The 14,942-nt window shown below is 70.2% G+C and carries 14 protein-coding genes and 4 tRNA genes; 12 read left to right on the top strand and 6 right to left on the bottom strand.

Annotation, left to right across the window (positions count from 1 at the left end; translation table 11 throughout):
- The first annotated feature begins 114 nt into the window (after positions 1-114).
- The 8 genes from JHE00_RS23165 (at position 115) to JHE00_RS23130 (ending at position 3,964) form a co-directional block, all read left to right on the top strand.
- Positions 115-312, top strand: coding sequence for a hypothetical protein (locus JHE00_RS23165; RefSeq protein WP_200321631.1), 198 nt, complete (start codon positions 115-117; stop codon positions 310-312).
- A 119-nt stretch (positions 313-431) separates the two neighbouring features.
- Positions 432-1,469: an LLM class flavin-dependent oxidoreductase gene (locus JHE00_RS23160; RefSeq protein ID WP_200321630.1), complete on the top strand. Its 1,038-nt coding sequence runs from the start codon at positions 432-434 to the stop codon at positions 1,467-1,469.
- On the top strand, positions 1,466-2,152 hold the full coding sequence (locus tag JHE00_RS23155; RefSeq protein ID WP_200321629.1) for an NADPH-dependent F420 reductase: 687 nt from the start codon (positions 1,466-1,468) through the stop codon (positions 2,150-2,152). The genes JHE00_RS23160 and JHE00_RS23155 overlap by 4 nt, the downstream gene beginning before the upstream one ends.
- Positions 2,153-2,596: 444 nt before the next feature.
- Positions 2,597-2,673: transfer RNA gene (locus JHE00_RS23150), tRNA-Leu, on the top strand.
- 64 nt (positions 2,674-2,737) lie between these two features.
- Positions 2,738-2,811: transfer RNA gene (locus tag JHE00_RS23145), tRNA-Leu, on the top strand.
- 7 nt (positions 2,812-2,818) lie between these two features.
- A tRNA-Gln gene (locus JHE00_RS23140) sits at positions 2,819-2,891 on the top strand.
- Between the two features lie 15 nt (positions 2,892-2,906).
- Positions 2,907-2,978 (top strand) — tRNA-Gln (locus tag JHE00_RS23135).
- A 155-nt stretch (positions 2,979-3,133) separates the two neighbouring features.
- On the top strand, positions 3,134-3,964 hold the full coding sequence (locus JHE00_RS23130) for a hypothetical protein (RefSeq protein ID WP_372440493.1): 831 nt from the start codon (positions 3,134-3,136) through the stop codon (positions 3,962-3,964).
- Between the two features lie 6 nt (positions 3,965-3,970).
- Here JHE00_RS23130 and JHE00_RS23125 read toward each other — a convergent pair whose 3' ends face one another.
- Together JHE00_RS23125 and JHE00_RS23120 are read right to left on the bottom strand one after the other, a co-directional pair.
- Positions 3,971-4,660 (bottom strand): GOLPH3/VPS74 family protein, encoded by a 690-nt coding sequence (locus JHE00_RS23125; RefSeq protein ID WP_200321627.1) that lies wholly within the window; start codon positions 4,658-4,660, stop codon positions 3,971-3,973.
- A 54-nt stretch (positions 4,661-4,714) separates the two neighbouring features.
- Complete coding sequence (locus JHE00_RS23120; protein WP_200321625.1) at positions 4,715-4,939, bottom strand: hypothetical protein; 225 nt, start codon at positions 4,937-4,939, stop codon at positions 4,715-4,717.
- A 276-nt stretch (positions 4,940-5,215) separates the two neighbouring features.
- On the opposite strand from JHE00_RS23120, the gene JHE00_RS23115 reads away from it, so the two are divergent.
- Positions 5,216-5,377, top strand: coding sequence for a hypothetical protein (locus JHE00_RS23115; protein WP_200321623.1), 162 nt, complete (start codon positions 5,216-5,218; stop codon positions 5,375-5,377).
- 120 nt (positions 5,378-5,497) lie between these two features.
- On the opposite strand, the gene JHE00_RS23110 is transcribed toward JHE00_RS23115, so the two are convergent.
- Positions 5,498-6,763: a M23 family metallopeptidase gene (locus JHE00_RS23110; RefSeq protein ID WP_230424817.1), complete on the bottom strand. Its 1,266-nt coding sequence runs from the start codon at positions 6,761-6,763 to the stop codon at positions 5,498-5,500.
- A gap of 182 nt (positions 6,764-6,945) precedes the next feature.
- On the opposite strand from JHE00_RS23110, the gene JHE00_RS23105 reads away from it, so the two are divergent.
- A complete protein-coding gene (locus JHE00_RS23105; protein WP_200321621.1) occupies positions 6,946-7,344 on the top strand; it encodes a (R)-mandelonitrile lyase in 399 nt (132 codons plus the stop codon).
- A 98-nt stretch (positions 7,345-7,442) separates the two neighbouring features.
- Here JHE00_RS23105 and JHE00_RS23100 read toward each other — a convergent pair whose 3' ends face one another.
- From JHE00_RS23100 to JHE00_RS23090, 3 genes are all read right to left on the bottom strand, one after another.
- Positions 7,443-8,231 (bottom strand): class F sortase, encoded by a 789-nt coding sequence (locus JHE00_RS23100; RefSeq protein WP_200321619.1) that lies wholly within the window; start codon positions 8,229-8,231, stop codon positions 7,443-7,445.
- A 72-nt stretch (positions 8,232-8,303) separates the two neighbouring features.
- Entirely contained in the window at positions 8,304-10,142 is a 1,839-nt protein-coding gene (locus JHE00_RS35935; protein WP_200321617.1) for a DUF7933 domain-containing protein, read from the bottom strand.
- A gap of 487 nt (positions 10,143-10,629) precedes the next feature.
- Positions 10,630-11,982 (bottom strand): DUF2252 domain-containing protein, encoded by a 1,353-nt coding sequence (locus tag JHE00_RS23090; RefSeq protein WP_200321615.1) that lies wholly within the window; start codon positions 11,980-11,982, stop codon positions 10,630-10,632.
- Positions 11,983-12,171: 189 nt separating this feature from the next.
- Here JHE00_RS23090 and JHE00_RS23085 point away from each other — a divergent pair, with 189 nt between their 5' ends.
- Together JHE00_RS23085 and JHE00_RS23080 are read left to right on the top strand one after the other, a co-directional pair.
- A complete protein-coding gene (locus tag JHE00_RS23085; protein WP_200321613.1) occupies positions 12,172-13,296 on the top strand; it encodes a P-loop NTPase family protein in 1,125 nt (374 codons plus the stop codon).
- Positions 13,293-14,933 (top strand): ABC transporter transmembrane domain-containing protein, encoded by a 1,641-nt coding sequence (locus tag JHE00_RS23080; RefSeq protein WP_200321611.1) that lies wholly within the window; start codon positions 13,293-13,295, stop codon positions 14,931-14,933. Before JHE00_RS23085 ends, JHE00_RS23080 begins: the two co-directional genes overlap by 4 nt.
- The last annotated feature ends 9 nt before the right edge of the window (positions 14,934-14,942 follow it).

Genomic DNA, 14,942 nt, shown 5'->3' with positions numbered 1-14,942 from the left:
GGCGAGCTCCGACGTAGTGGTCCAGACCGGCTGATGCCTCCCGCGCCCCACGAGCGTCCCGCGCGTCGAGCCAGCGCGCCGCATCCATCGCACGAGCCCACCGAAGCGCACGACATGGCCGTACAGCGAATGGTCCAGGCCGGCGTGATGCCGATGACCTGGGTCGCCGTGCAGGGTGAGCTGCAGCGTGACTGGGCTCGCGAAGCGACCATCCCGGCACTGGCGGAGATCGCCGCACAGCACCAGGGCGCCACCGGGGTCGCGTTCGCCTGGGAGACGCAGCTGCTCAACACCCCCGCCACCCACGCCTGAGCGTCGGCGAGCAGTGCAGAGGCGGCCGGCTCAGAGCCGCGCCGGCCCGTCTTGTTGACGCGTCATCATTCTTGCGCGATGCTTGAAGCCTCAAGCGCAACGACCTCCAGGAGCACCTGATGAGCGACCTCGTCTTCGGACTCGACAACTTCGGAGACGTGCCCGAAGACGACTCCGGCGCCCTCGCCTCCCACGCCGAGGCGATCCGCCAGGTCGTCACGGAGGCGACGCTGGCCGACGAACTCGGCGTCGACGCCATCGCGCTCGGCGAGCACCACCGCCCCGAGTACGCGATCTCCACGCCCGAGACGGTGCTCGCCGGCATCGCCGCCCGCACGTCCCGCATCCGCCTCGGCTCCGGCGTCACCGTGCTCAGTTCCGACGACCCCGTGCGTGTCTTCCAGCGCTTCTCCACCCTCGACGCGATCTCCTCGGGCCGCGCCGAGGTGATCCTCGGGCGCGGCTCGTTCACCGAGTCGTTCCCCCTGTTCGGCTACGACCTCGCCGACTACGAGGTGCTCTTCGAGGAAAAGCTGGAGCTGTTCGTCCAGCTCCTCGACGAGAAGCCGGTCACGTGGAGCGGCACCGTGCGCGCACCGCTCGAGCACGTCGAGGTCTACCCCAAGACCGAGTCCGGACGCCTCAACACCTGGGTCGGCGTCGGCGGTTCACCGCAGTCGATCATCCGCACCGCCCGCCACGGCCTGCCGCTCATGCTCGCCATCATCGGCGGCCCGCCCACGCGGTTCAGGCAGCTCATCGAGCTCTACCGCCGCGCCACCGAGCAGCTCTCCACTCCCGCGTGGCCGATCGGCCTGCACTCCCCCGGTTTCATCGCCGACACCGACGACGAGGCCAAACAACTCCACTACGCCCGCTACAAGGTCATCCGCGACCGCATCGGCGCCCAGCGCGGCTGGCCCCCACTGCGCCGCCAGGAGTACGACGCCGACATCGAGCACGGCTCGCTCTACGTCGGCTCCCCCGAAACCGTCGCCCGCAAGATCGCCCGCACCGTCCGCGCACTCGACGCAGGCCGGTTCGACCTGATCTACGCCACCGGCTCGCAGCCCATGAGCGCCCGCCTGCGCGCCGTGGAACTCTACGGCACCAAGGTCATCCCCATGGTCCGCGACATCCTCGCCGAGACGACATGACCACCACCGTCGCGATCCTGGGTGCCGGCAAGGTCGGCACCGTCCTCGCCCGGCTCGCCGTCGCCGCGGGCTACCGCGTGCTCGTGGCAGGCTCCGGCGACCCGGCGAAGATCGCACTCGTCATCGAGGTCGTCACGCCCGGCGCGACCGCCACCACCGCCGCCGAGGCGGCCGGGCAGGCCGACATCGTCGTCCTCGCCCTCCCCCTCGGCAAACACCGCTCCATCCCCGCCGACGCGCTGCGCAGCAAGCTCGTCGTGGACGCGATGAACTACTGGTGGGAAACCGACGGCATCCGTGACGACCTCACCGACCCGCGCACGTCCTCCAGCGAGATCGTGCAGTCCTTCCTGCCCGGCACCCGCGTGGTCAAGGCGTTCAACCACATGGGCTACCACGATCTCGAGAACGGAGCCCGCCCCGCCGCGACGCCCGGACGCAAGGCACTCGCCATCGCAGGCGACGACACCGACGCCGTCACCGCCATCGCCCGGCTCGTCGACGCGCTCGGCTTCGACCCCGTCGTCGCGGGCCCGCTCACCGAAGGCATCCGGTTCGAACCCGGCGCCGAACTGTTCGGCGCGAACGTCGACGCCGGCGAAGTCCGTGCCATGCTCGACCGTTTCCCCGACTCCCCACGCGGCCGCGCCGTCGCGCGAGCCCGGTCGAGCGAGGTTCGCTGAGTCACCACCGCGACGGTGCTCGCCGGAGGAAATCAGAACCATTCACCGCGAGTTCGATTTATTTCGCGAAATCCGATTGACGCGGACCACTCACGACGGCGACGATACTGCACACCGGCGAACGAAGGAGCACCATGACGAACATGCGGAAGCGAGCAACGCTACGGCAGCAACCGGCCGTCGCGATCGCTGTCGTGGGCTCGTCGCAGGGCAACCTTCGCGGGTCCAGCACAGGCTCCCCGCCATGACATAGCACAGGTCATGCCAAAGGAGCCGCCCATCGGGACACCGATCCGGGCGGCTTTCTCTATTCAGCGCACCCAGAACACTTTCAGTTCTTGTCGACGGAATTCGGTCGCGCCGCCCATTTGCCGATGGGCCGGTGCTGTTCTTTGACATCCACACAGCGGAGCAGAGCACCGGCGCGAACGCCGGATACCTCTCGCGGCTCTAGCCCAACCGGCAGAGGCACCTGGTCGAGAACCAGTCCAGTCGGGGTTCGACTCCCCGGAGCCGCACCAGCTCGCCCGGCCGAGCACCGGGCTCGGCTCCAACGCCGGTCCGGTTCGGCCGGACGGCGGCACCGCCCCTGTAGCCCAACTGGCAGAGGCACCGCGCTCAGAACGCGGCCAGTCCAGGTTCGACTCCTGGCAGGGGCACGCACTTTCCCGGTTGGTGTAGGCGGCAGCACCACGGACTTTGGATCCGTTGGCCCCAGGTTCGAGTCCTGGACCGGGAGCCGGAAACACCCCGATGCCCGTTGGTCCAATTGGCACGACGCCGCGCTCTGGACGCGGAAACCGAGGTTCGACTCCTCGACGGGCAGCAGCACCCTCGGGCACCCCGCGTCCTTTGTGCACCCCGGGGACGACTATCGGGCACCGTTCATCCGGTCGCCGCCCTTGGTCGGTTCCGGCGCGCCGGCCGGACTGTTAGACAGGGGACGACCCCGACCCCACCCAGGGAGCTCTCGTGCGCCGCATCGCCCTCGCCGCTCTGGCCGTACTCGCCGTCTCGGCACTGTCCGCGCCCACAGCCACCGCCGCGGAAGGCTGGCAGCCCGTGGGTTCCGACCGGGCGAGGCCGCTCGACGAGAGCCAGGGACTCGCATCCGTCGAACGCGACGGGCAGACGACGTTCCGCTACACGGGTGTCGGCACCATCGACCCGGCACTGGCCGTGCAGGGCTGGAACCACATCGGCGACCCGGGCGCCGGAGACGGGTACTACGTCGAGCCCTACCAGCGCGACGACCGCGGTGCCAAGCTGTACCGCGTCGAGGCGCCCGACGGCTCCCGCGCCAACTACACCCACGAGCTCGAGTCGTGGGAGGCGCCCAACAACTCCTTCGCCGCGGTGTCGCCCGACGCGCGCTGGCTCGTGACGGGCGAGTGGGGCACGATGGACCGGCTGCTCGTGCTGCCGATGCCCGGTGTCGCGATGACCGACCCGGACGCAAATCTGCCCTATGCCTCGTCGATCCAGCTCGACCGCCCGGTGCGGGACGTGCAGGGCTGCGACTTCGTCTCCGCGACGAGCCTGCTGTGCTCGTCGGACGATCCGGAGGGCAGCCTGTTCGGCACCACCAAACCACTGCTGCAGGTGGACCTCTCGGCGCCGGTCGGCGACGAGGACGTGACGGGCACGGTCACCTCTCACGGACAGCTGCCGCTGGAGAGCGCGTGCTCCGGCGAGTTCGAGACCGAGGGCGTCGACTACGACGAGCGCGACGGCACGCTGCGCGTGGTGGTGCTCTCCCCCGGGGTGTGCCTGGTCAGCGACAGCAAGACCTGGCGCCTGCAGCGCGGGTGACCAGGGCTAGTCCCGCAGCTGCGAGACGATGACGTTGACAGGCGTGAGCGAATGAGTGGCCGAGAGGAGAAGCGACTCACCGCTCATGAGCGCCTGGGAGAGTGAGTTGGTCAACGACACCTGCTCGACGATGTCGACGGCTCTGTGGTTGACCGCCTCGCGGTCCTCGGCGTCGACGATCCGGTCCAGTAGCTCGAGGACGAACAGGAGGCAGATGATCGTCGCGACGCGGTCGTCCGGCTCCTGACCCCGCACCAGAACGTCCTCCAGTGCGGTGTGCAGCGCGCGCACCCGGTCGTGATCGGTGAGCCGCCACGTTGTCGTGCTGACGAGCCCGAGCAGCCGGCGTTGCTTCTGCTCGCGCACGGCGTGGGCGTCGACCAGCCTCCGCACTGCCTCGGCGTGCCGGCCGTCCGCCAGGGCGCCGAGCGCGTCCTGGAGCGTGGAGCCTTCCAGCTCCCCGACGGCCTCGAGCGTGGCGTCGAGCGCCGGAATCCCAGTGGGGGTGGCGTCTTCGACGAAGATCCGGCGCTCGCCCTCGGACGCGTCGAGCCGGTTCCCGCGCGCGAGCTCGAGCAGCAGCGTACCCGCGATCATCCCGTCCAGCGGCCGGTTCCCCGGGAACCGGCCGCTCCGCTCGTCCAGGAGCAGGAGCAGCAGGTCATCCGCGATCGGAGCCATGCCCTGTGTCGTCACCGTGCCTCCCCCGTGGAGAACAGTCTCCTGATCACACTCGTCGGCAGTATGCCATCAGCGACGTGAACCGACCTGAACAGTGGTGAAGACCAGAACGGGCGTTGTTCGGGACCGTTCAGCGGCGTCCGAGGACACCGGCAGATCGCCGCGTCCGGCGGCGACTTCCTCGTCGTCCAGATCGTGCGCTCGGGTAGCGAGGTGTTTCGCCAGGATCACCGCACGCGGCTTTCTGGTCACCGACCATGCCGACCGATTCGACGAGATCACCGCGGAGCTCACGGCCAGGCTCCGTGACGGCCGCCTGCGACACGCCAATGTGGTCGTGGACGGTCTGGAGCACGCCCTGGCGGCGCTGGATCGGATCTTCCGCGGCGACGGCCGCGGGAAGGTCCTGGTCAGGGTGACACCCGACGGTTCCTGACCTCGCTAAGGCCCACCGCCGTCGAGGAGTTGTGCCTGGTCAACTCCACCGGCCAGGAATGGCCGCCCGATGCCCTTCCTCACGAATCCCACACCGCCGGAGCATGGCCACACCGACGAACGCTGGGAGAACTGATGAGCAAATGCACGAAGTGCGGTGACAAGGGGCTCGACAGCGGCATGACGCTGTGCGACCCCTGTTTGCGGGAGATCGGGTCGGCTCTGCAGGAGCTGGAACGTCAGGGCGTCGACCTCCTGGACCCCGACGATCCCGCCAACCCGCTCGGACGTCCGTGATGACGGCCCGGCACCGGTGTCGCGCCGGTTCCTGAGGATCTTGCCGGTCTCGTCACCACGGGACCGGCAAGTTCGGCGACCAGGCCGACGGCCTCGGCTGCCGGTGTCGCTCAGCCAAGCTCAGAGGTAGACACCGTTCGCGCGCAACCAGAACAGCGGATCGATCTTGCTGCCGTTCTTCTGTACCTCGAGATGAAGGTGCGGGCCCGTGGACTGGCCGCGGTTGCCCATCGTGGCGATCTGTTGTCCCGCGGATACGCGCTGCCCCACCGAGACCAGGCTCTCGTTGATGTGCCCGTAGACGGTGACGATCCCGGTGTCGTGACGCACCCGGACCCAGAGCCCGAACCCACTCGCGGGGCCGGAGGAGATGACGACGCCATCGCTGACCGACACGATCGGAGTGCCGATGCTGTTGGCGATGTCGAGGCCATAGTGGATCACGCCCCAGCGCGGCCCGTAGGTCGAGGTGATGACGCCGGAGGTGGGAGCGACCACGCCGGCTGAGGACTGAGTGCGGACCGGCGCGGGCCGTGGCCCCGCCGGTGAGGAGGCGGGCGGACCAGCCTGCGCCGCGGCTTGTTCGGCCTGCTTGCGGGCCTGCCAGGTGGTGTAGTCGCGACGCTGGCCCTCCAGCACCGCGAGAGCTTGCTGTGCCTCGGCGAACTCCGTGTCGAGGGCCTGCTTGCGGTCGAGCAATTCGGCGCTGTGGCGCTGGGCGGCGGCCTCGTCGGCCACCGCGGCCCGGTAGGCACGATCGGCCTCGATCCCGGCCTGCACGGCGGCACGCTCCTTCTGGTCCGCCTCCTGCCGGACGGCGCGTGCCTCGGCGTCGGCGTTGGCCTTGCCCGTCACCGCGCGCTGCACCGATCCCAGCGCGTCGAGGCCCGAGTCGCTCACCGCGTTCAGCAACGACGACCGGGCGAGCAGGTCCCGGGGATCGTCCGCCCCGATGTAGGCGCTGAGTGACCCGACGGTGCTCCCCTGCCGAAAGCTCGCGGCGGCGAACTCGTCGAGTTCCTGTTGCGCACTCCGGAGCTGGGTGACCGACGCGTCCACCTCGCGCCGGGCGTTGTCGGCGGCGACCTGCGCGGCTGCGGCCTCCGCGCGGGCGGTCTCCACCTGCCGCTGAGTCGCGGTGACGGCGTCGTAGCTGCTGGCCAGCTCCACCTGAGCGGCCGACACCGCGGCCTCGGCCTCGGCGACCTGGCTGGCGAGGCTGCCGACGCGCTCAGCGGCTCGCGCGGCCTCCGCGCTGCCGGCCTGGATCTCCGCGTCACCGGGGTTCGGAGGAGGCGGTGGCACCGCGGCGGCCGGCGCGGGCAGCGCCAGCATCAGAGCGGCGGCCGCGAGCACGCCAGGGACTGCACCGCCACGCCTGGGCATGCCGCACCACCTTCGTGAAAACTACGGAGCATAGTATTGATTCGTACACTGCTGTAACTGCAGCCTCATTGGCAACATGAGTCACCCACGTGAGCGATCACCCACGCGTCGGTGGTGGTGTCGCCCGCGAACCTACTGTGGAGCGTGGATACGACTGAGAACTTCGACCGGAAGGAAATCCCATGCAGGTCGACCCTCGAACCCCGACGACCAAGAACCCGCCCGAGCGGTTCACGGGCGACGTCTGGCTGGACCCGATCGCATACCCGCGCGAAGGAGGTCAGCGCATGGTGGTCGCGAAGGTGCGCTTCGCGCCGGGCGCCCGAACCGCCTGGCACTCCCATGCTCTCGGTCAGACGCTCCACGTCACCCAGGGCGTGGCGTGGGTGCAGTCCCGTGGTGGCGAGAAGATCGAGGCGCACCCCGGACAGACGATCTACTGCCCGCCGGGCGAGGAGCACTGGCACGGTGCGACACCGGACTCCTTCATGGAGCACCTGGCGATGCTGGACAACGGTGACGACCCCGCGACCACCACCACATGGCTCGAGCACGTCACCGACGACGAGTACCGAGGCTGACGACCCGGACACTCCGATGTGGACGAACAGGTCGGCCGCCTACGGATCGGCGAACCTTTCCCGATGGTTGCTGCCGGGCATGTCCCTGCGCAGCGCTCCTAGTGCACGCCCTGGGCGGGCTCGGCCCAGACGATCACGTTGTCGCGATAGTCGCCGGTGGCGCGCTCGTAGCGCCCACCGCAGGTGACCAGCGCGACGCGCGCGGGTCCCGAGTTGCCGAAGAGCTCGGCGGGTAGCCGGTCCTTGGGCGTGACGGTGGGCCGCGCGGCGACGGTCCAGTGGGTGGTCACGCCGTTGTCGCCGTGCACCTCGACGCGGTCACCGGGCCGCAGCGCGGCGAGGTCGTGGAAGGCGCCCTCGCCCTGGCCGATCCAGCTGACGTGGCCAGCGAGCAGCGCGACGCCCGGCTGGCCGGGAGCGGGCGAGGTGGCCGGGTCGCTGAGCCTGGAGGTACCGCTGTACCAGCCGATCGTGCGCACGTCACTGGGGACGTCCAGTACTCCGTCGGTGGCCGTGGCGGTGCTGATCGGCGCGTTGACCCCCAGCGAGGGGATCGTCAGGCGCGCCCCGCCCGCCGCGACGGACGAGTACCCACCGGTGCTCACGCTGACGGCCGAGGGCCCGGGGGCGTCGTACTCGACTCCGGGCGCCGTCACCGGCGGCGGCACGGCGGCCGACGGCCGCGTCGGAACCGTGTGCGGCGGCGGGTCGGCGGGGCTCGATGTGGCCGGGTCCGGCGAGGCGACGCCGCCGACGCCGCCGGGCGAACCGAGGTCCAGCGCGATCAACGTGCCACCCGCGGCGAGGGCGAGAACGGCGGCCAGCAGGCCCAGCCTGCGGAGCCAAGGTCGGGCGGGCCGGTCTGCGGGGTGCGGCGATGGCTGCACGATGCTGCCTCCTGGTGAGGGGGTGGTGCCGTGCCGGGACGCGGCGCGGCACCACCCTGGTGATCCCGTGTGTCAGTCGGCGAGCTGCCTGCGGTACCAGAGCAGGGCCGTGGCCACGGCTCCGAGCAGCACCAGGCCGACACCCCACGTGAACAGCGGGCTGTAGCCGGTCCCGGCCGCCTCGGCGGCGGCGAGTGCGCTACCCGTGTCGATGTGCCGTAGCGGCGGCACCGGGGCCTTCGTGTCGTCGGCAGGAGGCTCGGCCGGGCCCGGTTCGCCGGGAGACGGCTCGTCCTCGCCCGGCGGCACGTCGACCGTGGTGGTGGTGCCGCAGCGCGGATCGTCCGTCCCTTCTGGACAGTCGCCGCCGTTGCCTTCCGGTGTGGTGACTACGTTGTCCAGCGAGCCGTCGCCCGTGGCCGGATCGTTGACCGTCACCGAGTACGTGATCGTGACGGTTTCGCCCACCGCCAGCGGCCCGGACCACGACAGCGTTGGCTCCGCATAGCCGGGAGCAGGCCCCGCGCTCGCGGCGGCGTCATCGTTGTAGACGGCGTCGTCGAGCACGCTGGTCAGGTCGTCACTGACGCTCGCGGGCCGCTCCTCGGTGTAGTCGAACTCGCCGGTGTTGCGCACCGTCAGGGCGTATTCCACCGTCTCGCCGGGCTCGACCTCGGTGGCCGAGGCGGTTTTCTCGACGCTGTAGGTGGGGTCGCTGAACTCCACCACGGCGTCACCGGGCGGGTCGCAGCCGACGCACTCGATGTTGTCGGGGCCGTTCGTGAAACTGCCGGACTCGCCGGAGGTCACGTCCACGCTCGCCGTACACGAGGCCATGCCGGAGTCGAGGTCGCCCGTGACGACGACCGAGCCGGAGCCGGGGTCAGCGGTGACGGCGCCGCCAGGACAGTCGATGGTGGCGTTCGCCGGGTCGGCGACGGTGAGGCCGTCCGAGAGGTTGTCGGTGAACGACCAGCCGTTCTTGGCGGCCAGCTCGCTGGTGTTGGTGATCGTGAACGTGAGCGTCGACGTGCCGCCGGTGGGCACCGAGGTCTCGCTGAAGCTCTTGTCCAGCTGAGGCGAGACGTCGAGCACCCTGATGTTGTCGAACGCCGCATCGTTGCCGGCACCGGAGCCGTTGGCGTTGGTCATGCGGATACCCAGCGAGGAGCCGGTGAACAGCACCGAGCCGTCGGAGGTGTACGTACCCACGTTCACGTCGCGCGCGGGCAGCGCACCCACCGCGGGGGCGTTCACGGTCGTGGTGGAGGTGCAGGCGTTGATCTCGCCACCGACGGGCGCCTGGTCGTCCCCGTCGAGCAGGTAGAACTGGTACAGCGGCGGCGAGACGGCGCAGTTGACCGCCGCGGTGTCGACGCTGAACGTGAGGAAGCGGCCGTTCTCGCTGGCCAGCGGCACCGGGGCGACCGTCTCGAACTCGACCAGGTCGGCGCCGGGGTCACCCTCGGTGTAGGCCGTGACGGCGTGGTTCGTCGCGCTACCCTGGCCGGAGTGCTCGCCGAGGCCGTAGGCCAGCTGCCGAGTGTTGGCGGTGCTGGTCGTGCTGGCGCAGTTGCCGAGGTCGTCGACCGGGGTCGGAAACTGCACGATCATGCCGTTGCAGCGGGTGAGCCACGGCTCGTCGGCCGTGTAGGTGGGACTGGTCGGCGGGGCACCGGTGTAGTCGCTGAGCAGCACCTGCTCGACGCCCATGCCGTACTCGAAGTCCTCGGCGAAGACCGGGGTGGGCTCCTGGGGAGTGCCCGGACTGCCCGGCTCCGCACCGGAAACAGGTGCGCCGAGCACGAGACCACCCGCGGCGCAGGCGACGCCGACCACGAGCAGCCGGACGGCCCCGGTCGAGGGTCTCCACCGGGTCGACCTCCACACGGCCTGCTGGGAATTGGACACAGTTCTCCTCGGAAAAGAATTGGGAAATAAGAAATGCCGCACTCTTTCTTGGGAATTGAATTGTCCCCAAATGCGGCTCGGGGCGAATTGCGCCACCGGGTCATCGTCAGTGCCGATGCGGCGCAACGTCCTCCATCACACCCGCACCAGCGTCGCGCCATCCCGTGTCGCGCACCGCTTTTCGCGTGCGGAAACGAGGCCTCGCCTGCCAGCTACGGCATCGGTTCCCCCAGGGTGCTCGAAGCGCGCCCTCCGGCGGGAAACGCCGGGGGGCGACCTGCCGGGTCGAACACGGCGACGTGATCGCACGGCACAGCGAATTAATTATTAGCGGTCCGGCGTAAACGCTGTAAAGATCCAAACCTAGATACACCCGTCCGGGCTACACACTATCGAGCTTCTCGCGCAGCGCCGCCTGCCCCTGGGAGGAGGCGCGACCACAGTGGACGAACCCGTCAACGGCGCGAACGGCGGGCTTCGTCAGCGCTCACCCGTCCGCGCGTGTGGAGCGCAGGCCCGCGATCTCGCGGTTACGGAAGGCATCGATGAACAGCCGGTAGTCGTCGCGCACCACGGCCGAGTACGCCAGCGCGAAGTCGCACAGCCACGTCACGAACTCCTGTTCCCTGCCGTGGAGCACCGCGTCGATGGCGTTCTCCGTCTGGAAGGGCACCAGCGTGTGGTCGGAGTCCGAGTCGGACACGCAGTGCACCTTGGCGATCGCCCTGCCGAGATAGCCCAGCACCGGCTCGATGTCCTCCGGCTCGTTCAGCTCGTTCCAGTCCAGATCGGACTCGTACGGCGACAGCTCACTCACGACGAACCCGACGCCGTCCAGGTCGGTGTGGCCGAGCAGCGGGTCAGCGTGCGCCTGCAGTGCCCGCTGTGAGACGGCCGTGCGGTGCCCGTGATGAGCGAAGTAGGACTCCACCGTCGCGTCACTGACCACACGCGACGGTGCCGCCACGTTGCCCTGCTTCATGGAGAGCACGATGTCGTTGTCGAGCGCCTGGTTGTAGCCCTCGATCAGCACGTTGTAGGCGGGCAGCCCGGCGCTGCCGATGCCGAACCCGCTACGCCCCACGACGTCCTTGACGTTGTAGGCGACGCCCCGCATCCGCTTGTCCGGCGGGATCGTGTCCAGATACCGCGTGAACGCCTCGATCACGCGTTCCCGCTCGGCGTCGTCGAGCCTGCGCACGCCGGGCTTGTCACGGAAGCGGCGGTCATAGCGCTTCATCTCGGTGACCGTGTTCAGCAGGTCGTTGCGGCTGCTGAGCCTGGCCTTCTCCAGCACGTGCCGGATGATCCCGTCGGTCGTGCCGAGATGCAGTTTGAAGGCCGAGTCGTTCTCGCCGTTGACGAACGCCCGTACCTGCCCGACGTAGGTGTCGGCCGCCACCCGGATCAGGCTGATGATCTCGTCGTCCGGCAGCGCCTTGCTCCAGCCGAGCAACGCGATGCTCGCGGCGAATCGCTGCAGGTCCCAGGTGAAGTGGCCGAGGTAGGCCTCGTCGAAGTCGTTGACGTCGAAGACGAGTGTCCCCTCGCCGTCCATGTAGGTGCCGAAGTTGGCGGCGTGCAGATCGCCCTGGATCCACACGCGGCTGGTCCGTTCGTCGGCCCACGGGTCCTTCAACCGAGCGACGTCTCCGTAGAACAGGCAGGCGCTGCCCCGGTAGAACGCGAACGGATCGGTGGCCATCTTGCGGAACTTCGTACGGAACGCCGCGGGATCAGCGGCCATCAGGTCGGAGAAGGCGTCGACGAGGACCTCGACGATCCGGCCACGCCGCAGCTCGGCGTCGTCGATCTCCAGCGCCCGGGACAGTTCGGACATCACATGCCTGCCAATCCTGCGTCTCGGCTACCGCCGTCGATCGTACAAGCGGCACGGGTCAGGTGCCGGGCCCGAGATGACGATCCCCTCATCTCGCTCCCACCGATGCCTCATGTGACGCCCATAGCTTTGTCCCCTGTGACAGCGCGGCGGTCGCAACCGCGCTCCGTGAAAGGAAGCGAAGGCACCATGAGCGTCCCCACTGGCCAGATCGACACGATCGCGGCGAATCCCGTTCGTGCGATCGGCGTGCCGTCCGGAACGGTTCTCGCACCCACCCGGCTGCGCAGAGCGAAGAAGGCGTACACCACGCGGTCCGTCGCCGCTCGCATCGACGGCTCACCGCGTGGCTACACGTTGCTCGACGGGCCAGACGTGACGCCGCGACCTGGCGATGTCGTGCTCGCCCGCATCGAGGAGATCGGGATGCACACCCGACTGGAGAGTCCGGTGAGCCGGCGTCAGACGCTGTTCGTCGGCGACGAGGTGCTGGTGGCGTACGGACACCGGTACGCGCCCGACCAGTTCGAGGCCGAGGTCCCCGGCGACCTGCGGCCCGTCCACCTCGTCGCGGCCGGTGGTGTCGCGGCGCTGGCGACCGCCAAGCACGCCAGAGTCGCCGACCCGACGGCCGTGCGGCCGCTCGGCCTGCTCGCCGACGCGCACGGTGTGGTCAACCTCGACCGGTTCGCTCCGCGCCGGCTCGGCGCGGAGACGGCCCCGCACCGGACCGGTGGCCGCCCGACCGTCATCGGCGTGCTCGGCACGTCGATGAACTCGGGGAAGTCCACGACCGTCGCCTCCCTCATCCGCGGACTCGTGCGGTCGGGATTGCGGGTCACGGCGGGCAAGGCGACGGGGACCGGAGCGGGCGGTGACCCGAACGGCTTCGCCGACGCGGGCGCGTCCCAGGTCCTCGACTTCACCGACTTCGGCTTTCCCACGACGTTCCGGCTCGCGCACGAACAGGTGCGGGCGATCCTGCTCTCGCTGATCGACGAGCTCTCCGTGCCCGGCATCGACGTGGTCGTCGTGGAGATCGCCGACGGGCTCTACCAGCACGAAACCTCGAACCTGGTGGCCGATCCGGTCTTCCCGCGCGTGGTCGACCGCGTCGTGTTCGCCGCGGACGGTGCCGCCGGAGCCGTGGGCGGTGTCGGCCTGCTGAGGGAGCGCGGCGTGCCGGTCACCGCGGTCAGCGGAGTGCTCACGTCGGCACCATTGGCGATGCGCGAGGCGAGGTCCGTGCTGGACGTACCCGTGATCGAGACGGCCGCTCTGAGGGAACCCGACGTGGTGAGGGCCGTCCTGTGAGCGACGCGGGCGGTTCGGCGCCGGCATCGTTGCCGCGCCTGCTCACCGGCGACAGGAAGACGTTGCTGGGCGCGCTCGTCGGGGCCGGGCTCGGGCAGGCGGCGCTGGCGGGAGTCACCGCGGTGAGCATGCCGCGCCTGCTGGACGCCGCCCCCGGTGAACGGTGGTCGTGGTTCGGCGTGCTGCTGCTGTCGGCACTGTGCATGGGCGGTGTCCGGGTCGTGGAGTGGGTACTCGCCGAGAAGCTGGGGCAGGACTACGTGCACGAGATCCGGGTCGGCCTGCTCGCCGCCGAGCTCTCGGACGGGCGTGGCCCCTCACTGGGGACCACGATCGCGCGCACCACCAACGACCTCACCGCCGTGCGGAACTGGGTCGCCTGGGGCATCGGCCCGATGGCGGGAGGAGTCCCGCTGATCGCGGGCGTGCTCGTACTGCTGCTGACGCTGCATCCGGCGTTGGCCGTGGCCGTGGCCGCACCGGTGGTTCTGCTGGGCGTGGTCTTCGGGCTGCTCGCCCGCACCGCGTTCGCCAGGGCCCGCACGGTGCGCACGGCACGGGGGCGGCTGGCCTCCCAGGTCAGCGACGCGGTGGCGGCGGGATCGGCGATCCGCGCCAGCGGCGGGGTACACCGGGAGCTCAAGCGCCTCCACACACTCAGCGGGAAGGTGCGAGCGACGGCCGTGCGCCGCGCCCGCGTCGCCGGGTGCCTGCGCGGGGCCGCCGTGTCCGCCGCGGCGGTCGCCACGCTCGGCGTCGTGATCGTCGGCAGCCTGTACGGACTCGAACACGCCGTGGTGGCCACCACGATCACGATCGTCGGCGTGCTCGCCACCCCGATCCACGATCTCGGCCGGGTCGTGGAGTACCGCCAGTCCTTCCTGGCCGCGCGGCGCATCCTCGCGCCGGCGCTCGCTCGATCCGAGACCGGCTCCCGGCGCGGCGGCTTCGCTGCCGACAGGGGAATCCGGGACCCGGCGGAGGTCCACGTCCATGAGCTCTGGGTCGGCGGTGTGCGGGTGCCCGGCCTGGCGGCCGCGCCCGGCGCGCGGGTCGTCCTGCGCGGCCCTGACCGCGAACGGAGTGCCGCCGTCCTCGCACTGTTGGCCGGCATCGACACGACGGCGCGAGCCTGGGTACGGGTCGCTGGCTGCGACCTCGGCGGCCTGCGGCCCGCACGCCGCCGCCGCTACGTCGGCTTTGCCGCGCGTGGGCTGGCGCTCGAACGCGGGACCATCGCCAGGGCCGTGCGCTACCGCCGTCCCGAGTCGGACCACCCCGTCGAGCCGGAGCTCGACGCGGTCGGTCTCGGGGAGCGGGTCCGGGCACTGCCCGACGGAGTCCGCACCACGCTGCGCCGCGGCGGCGAGCCGTTGTCGATTCCCGAGCGGGCGCGGCTGCAACTGGCCCGTGCGTGTTACCTGCGACCACCGCTACTGGTGCTGGACCACGTCGACGACGAGCTCGGTGCGGGCGGCACGGCGATGCTGCGGGCACTGCTCGCCGACTACCCCGGCGTCGTGGTGCTGGCGACGGATGCGCCGGAGGACATCGTGCCCGACCACCAGGTGTGGGACCTCAGCTCGACCGAGCACGACCCGCGCCGGGTCGCGGTGGCCGGCTTCCGGCGCCGGTGAATCCCCCGG

Source organism: Prauserella cavernicola (assembly GCF_016595675.1).
GTDB lineage: Bacteria > Actinomycetota > Actinomycetes > Mycobacteriales > Pseudonocardiaceae > Prauserella_A > Prauserella_A cavernicola.
This window is presented reverse-complemented; position numbering and strand designations above follow the sequence as displayed.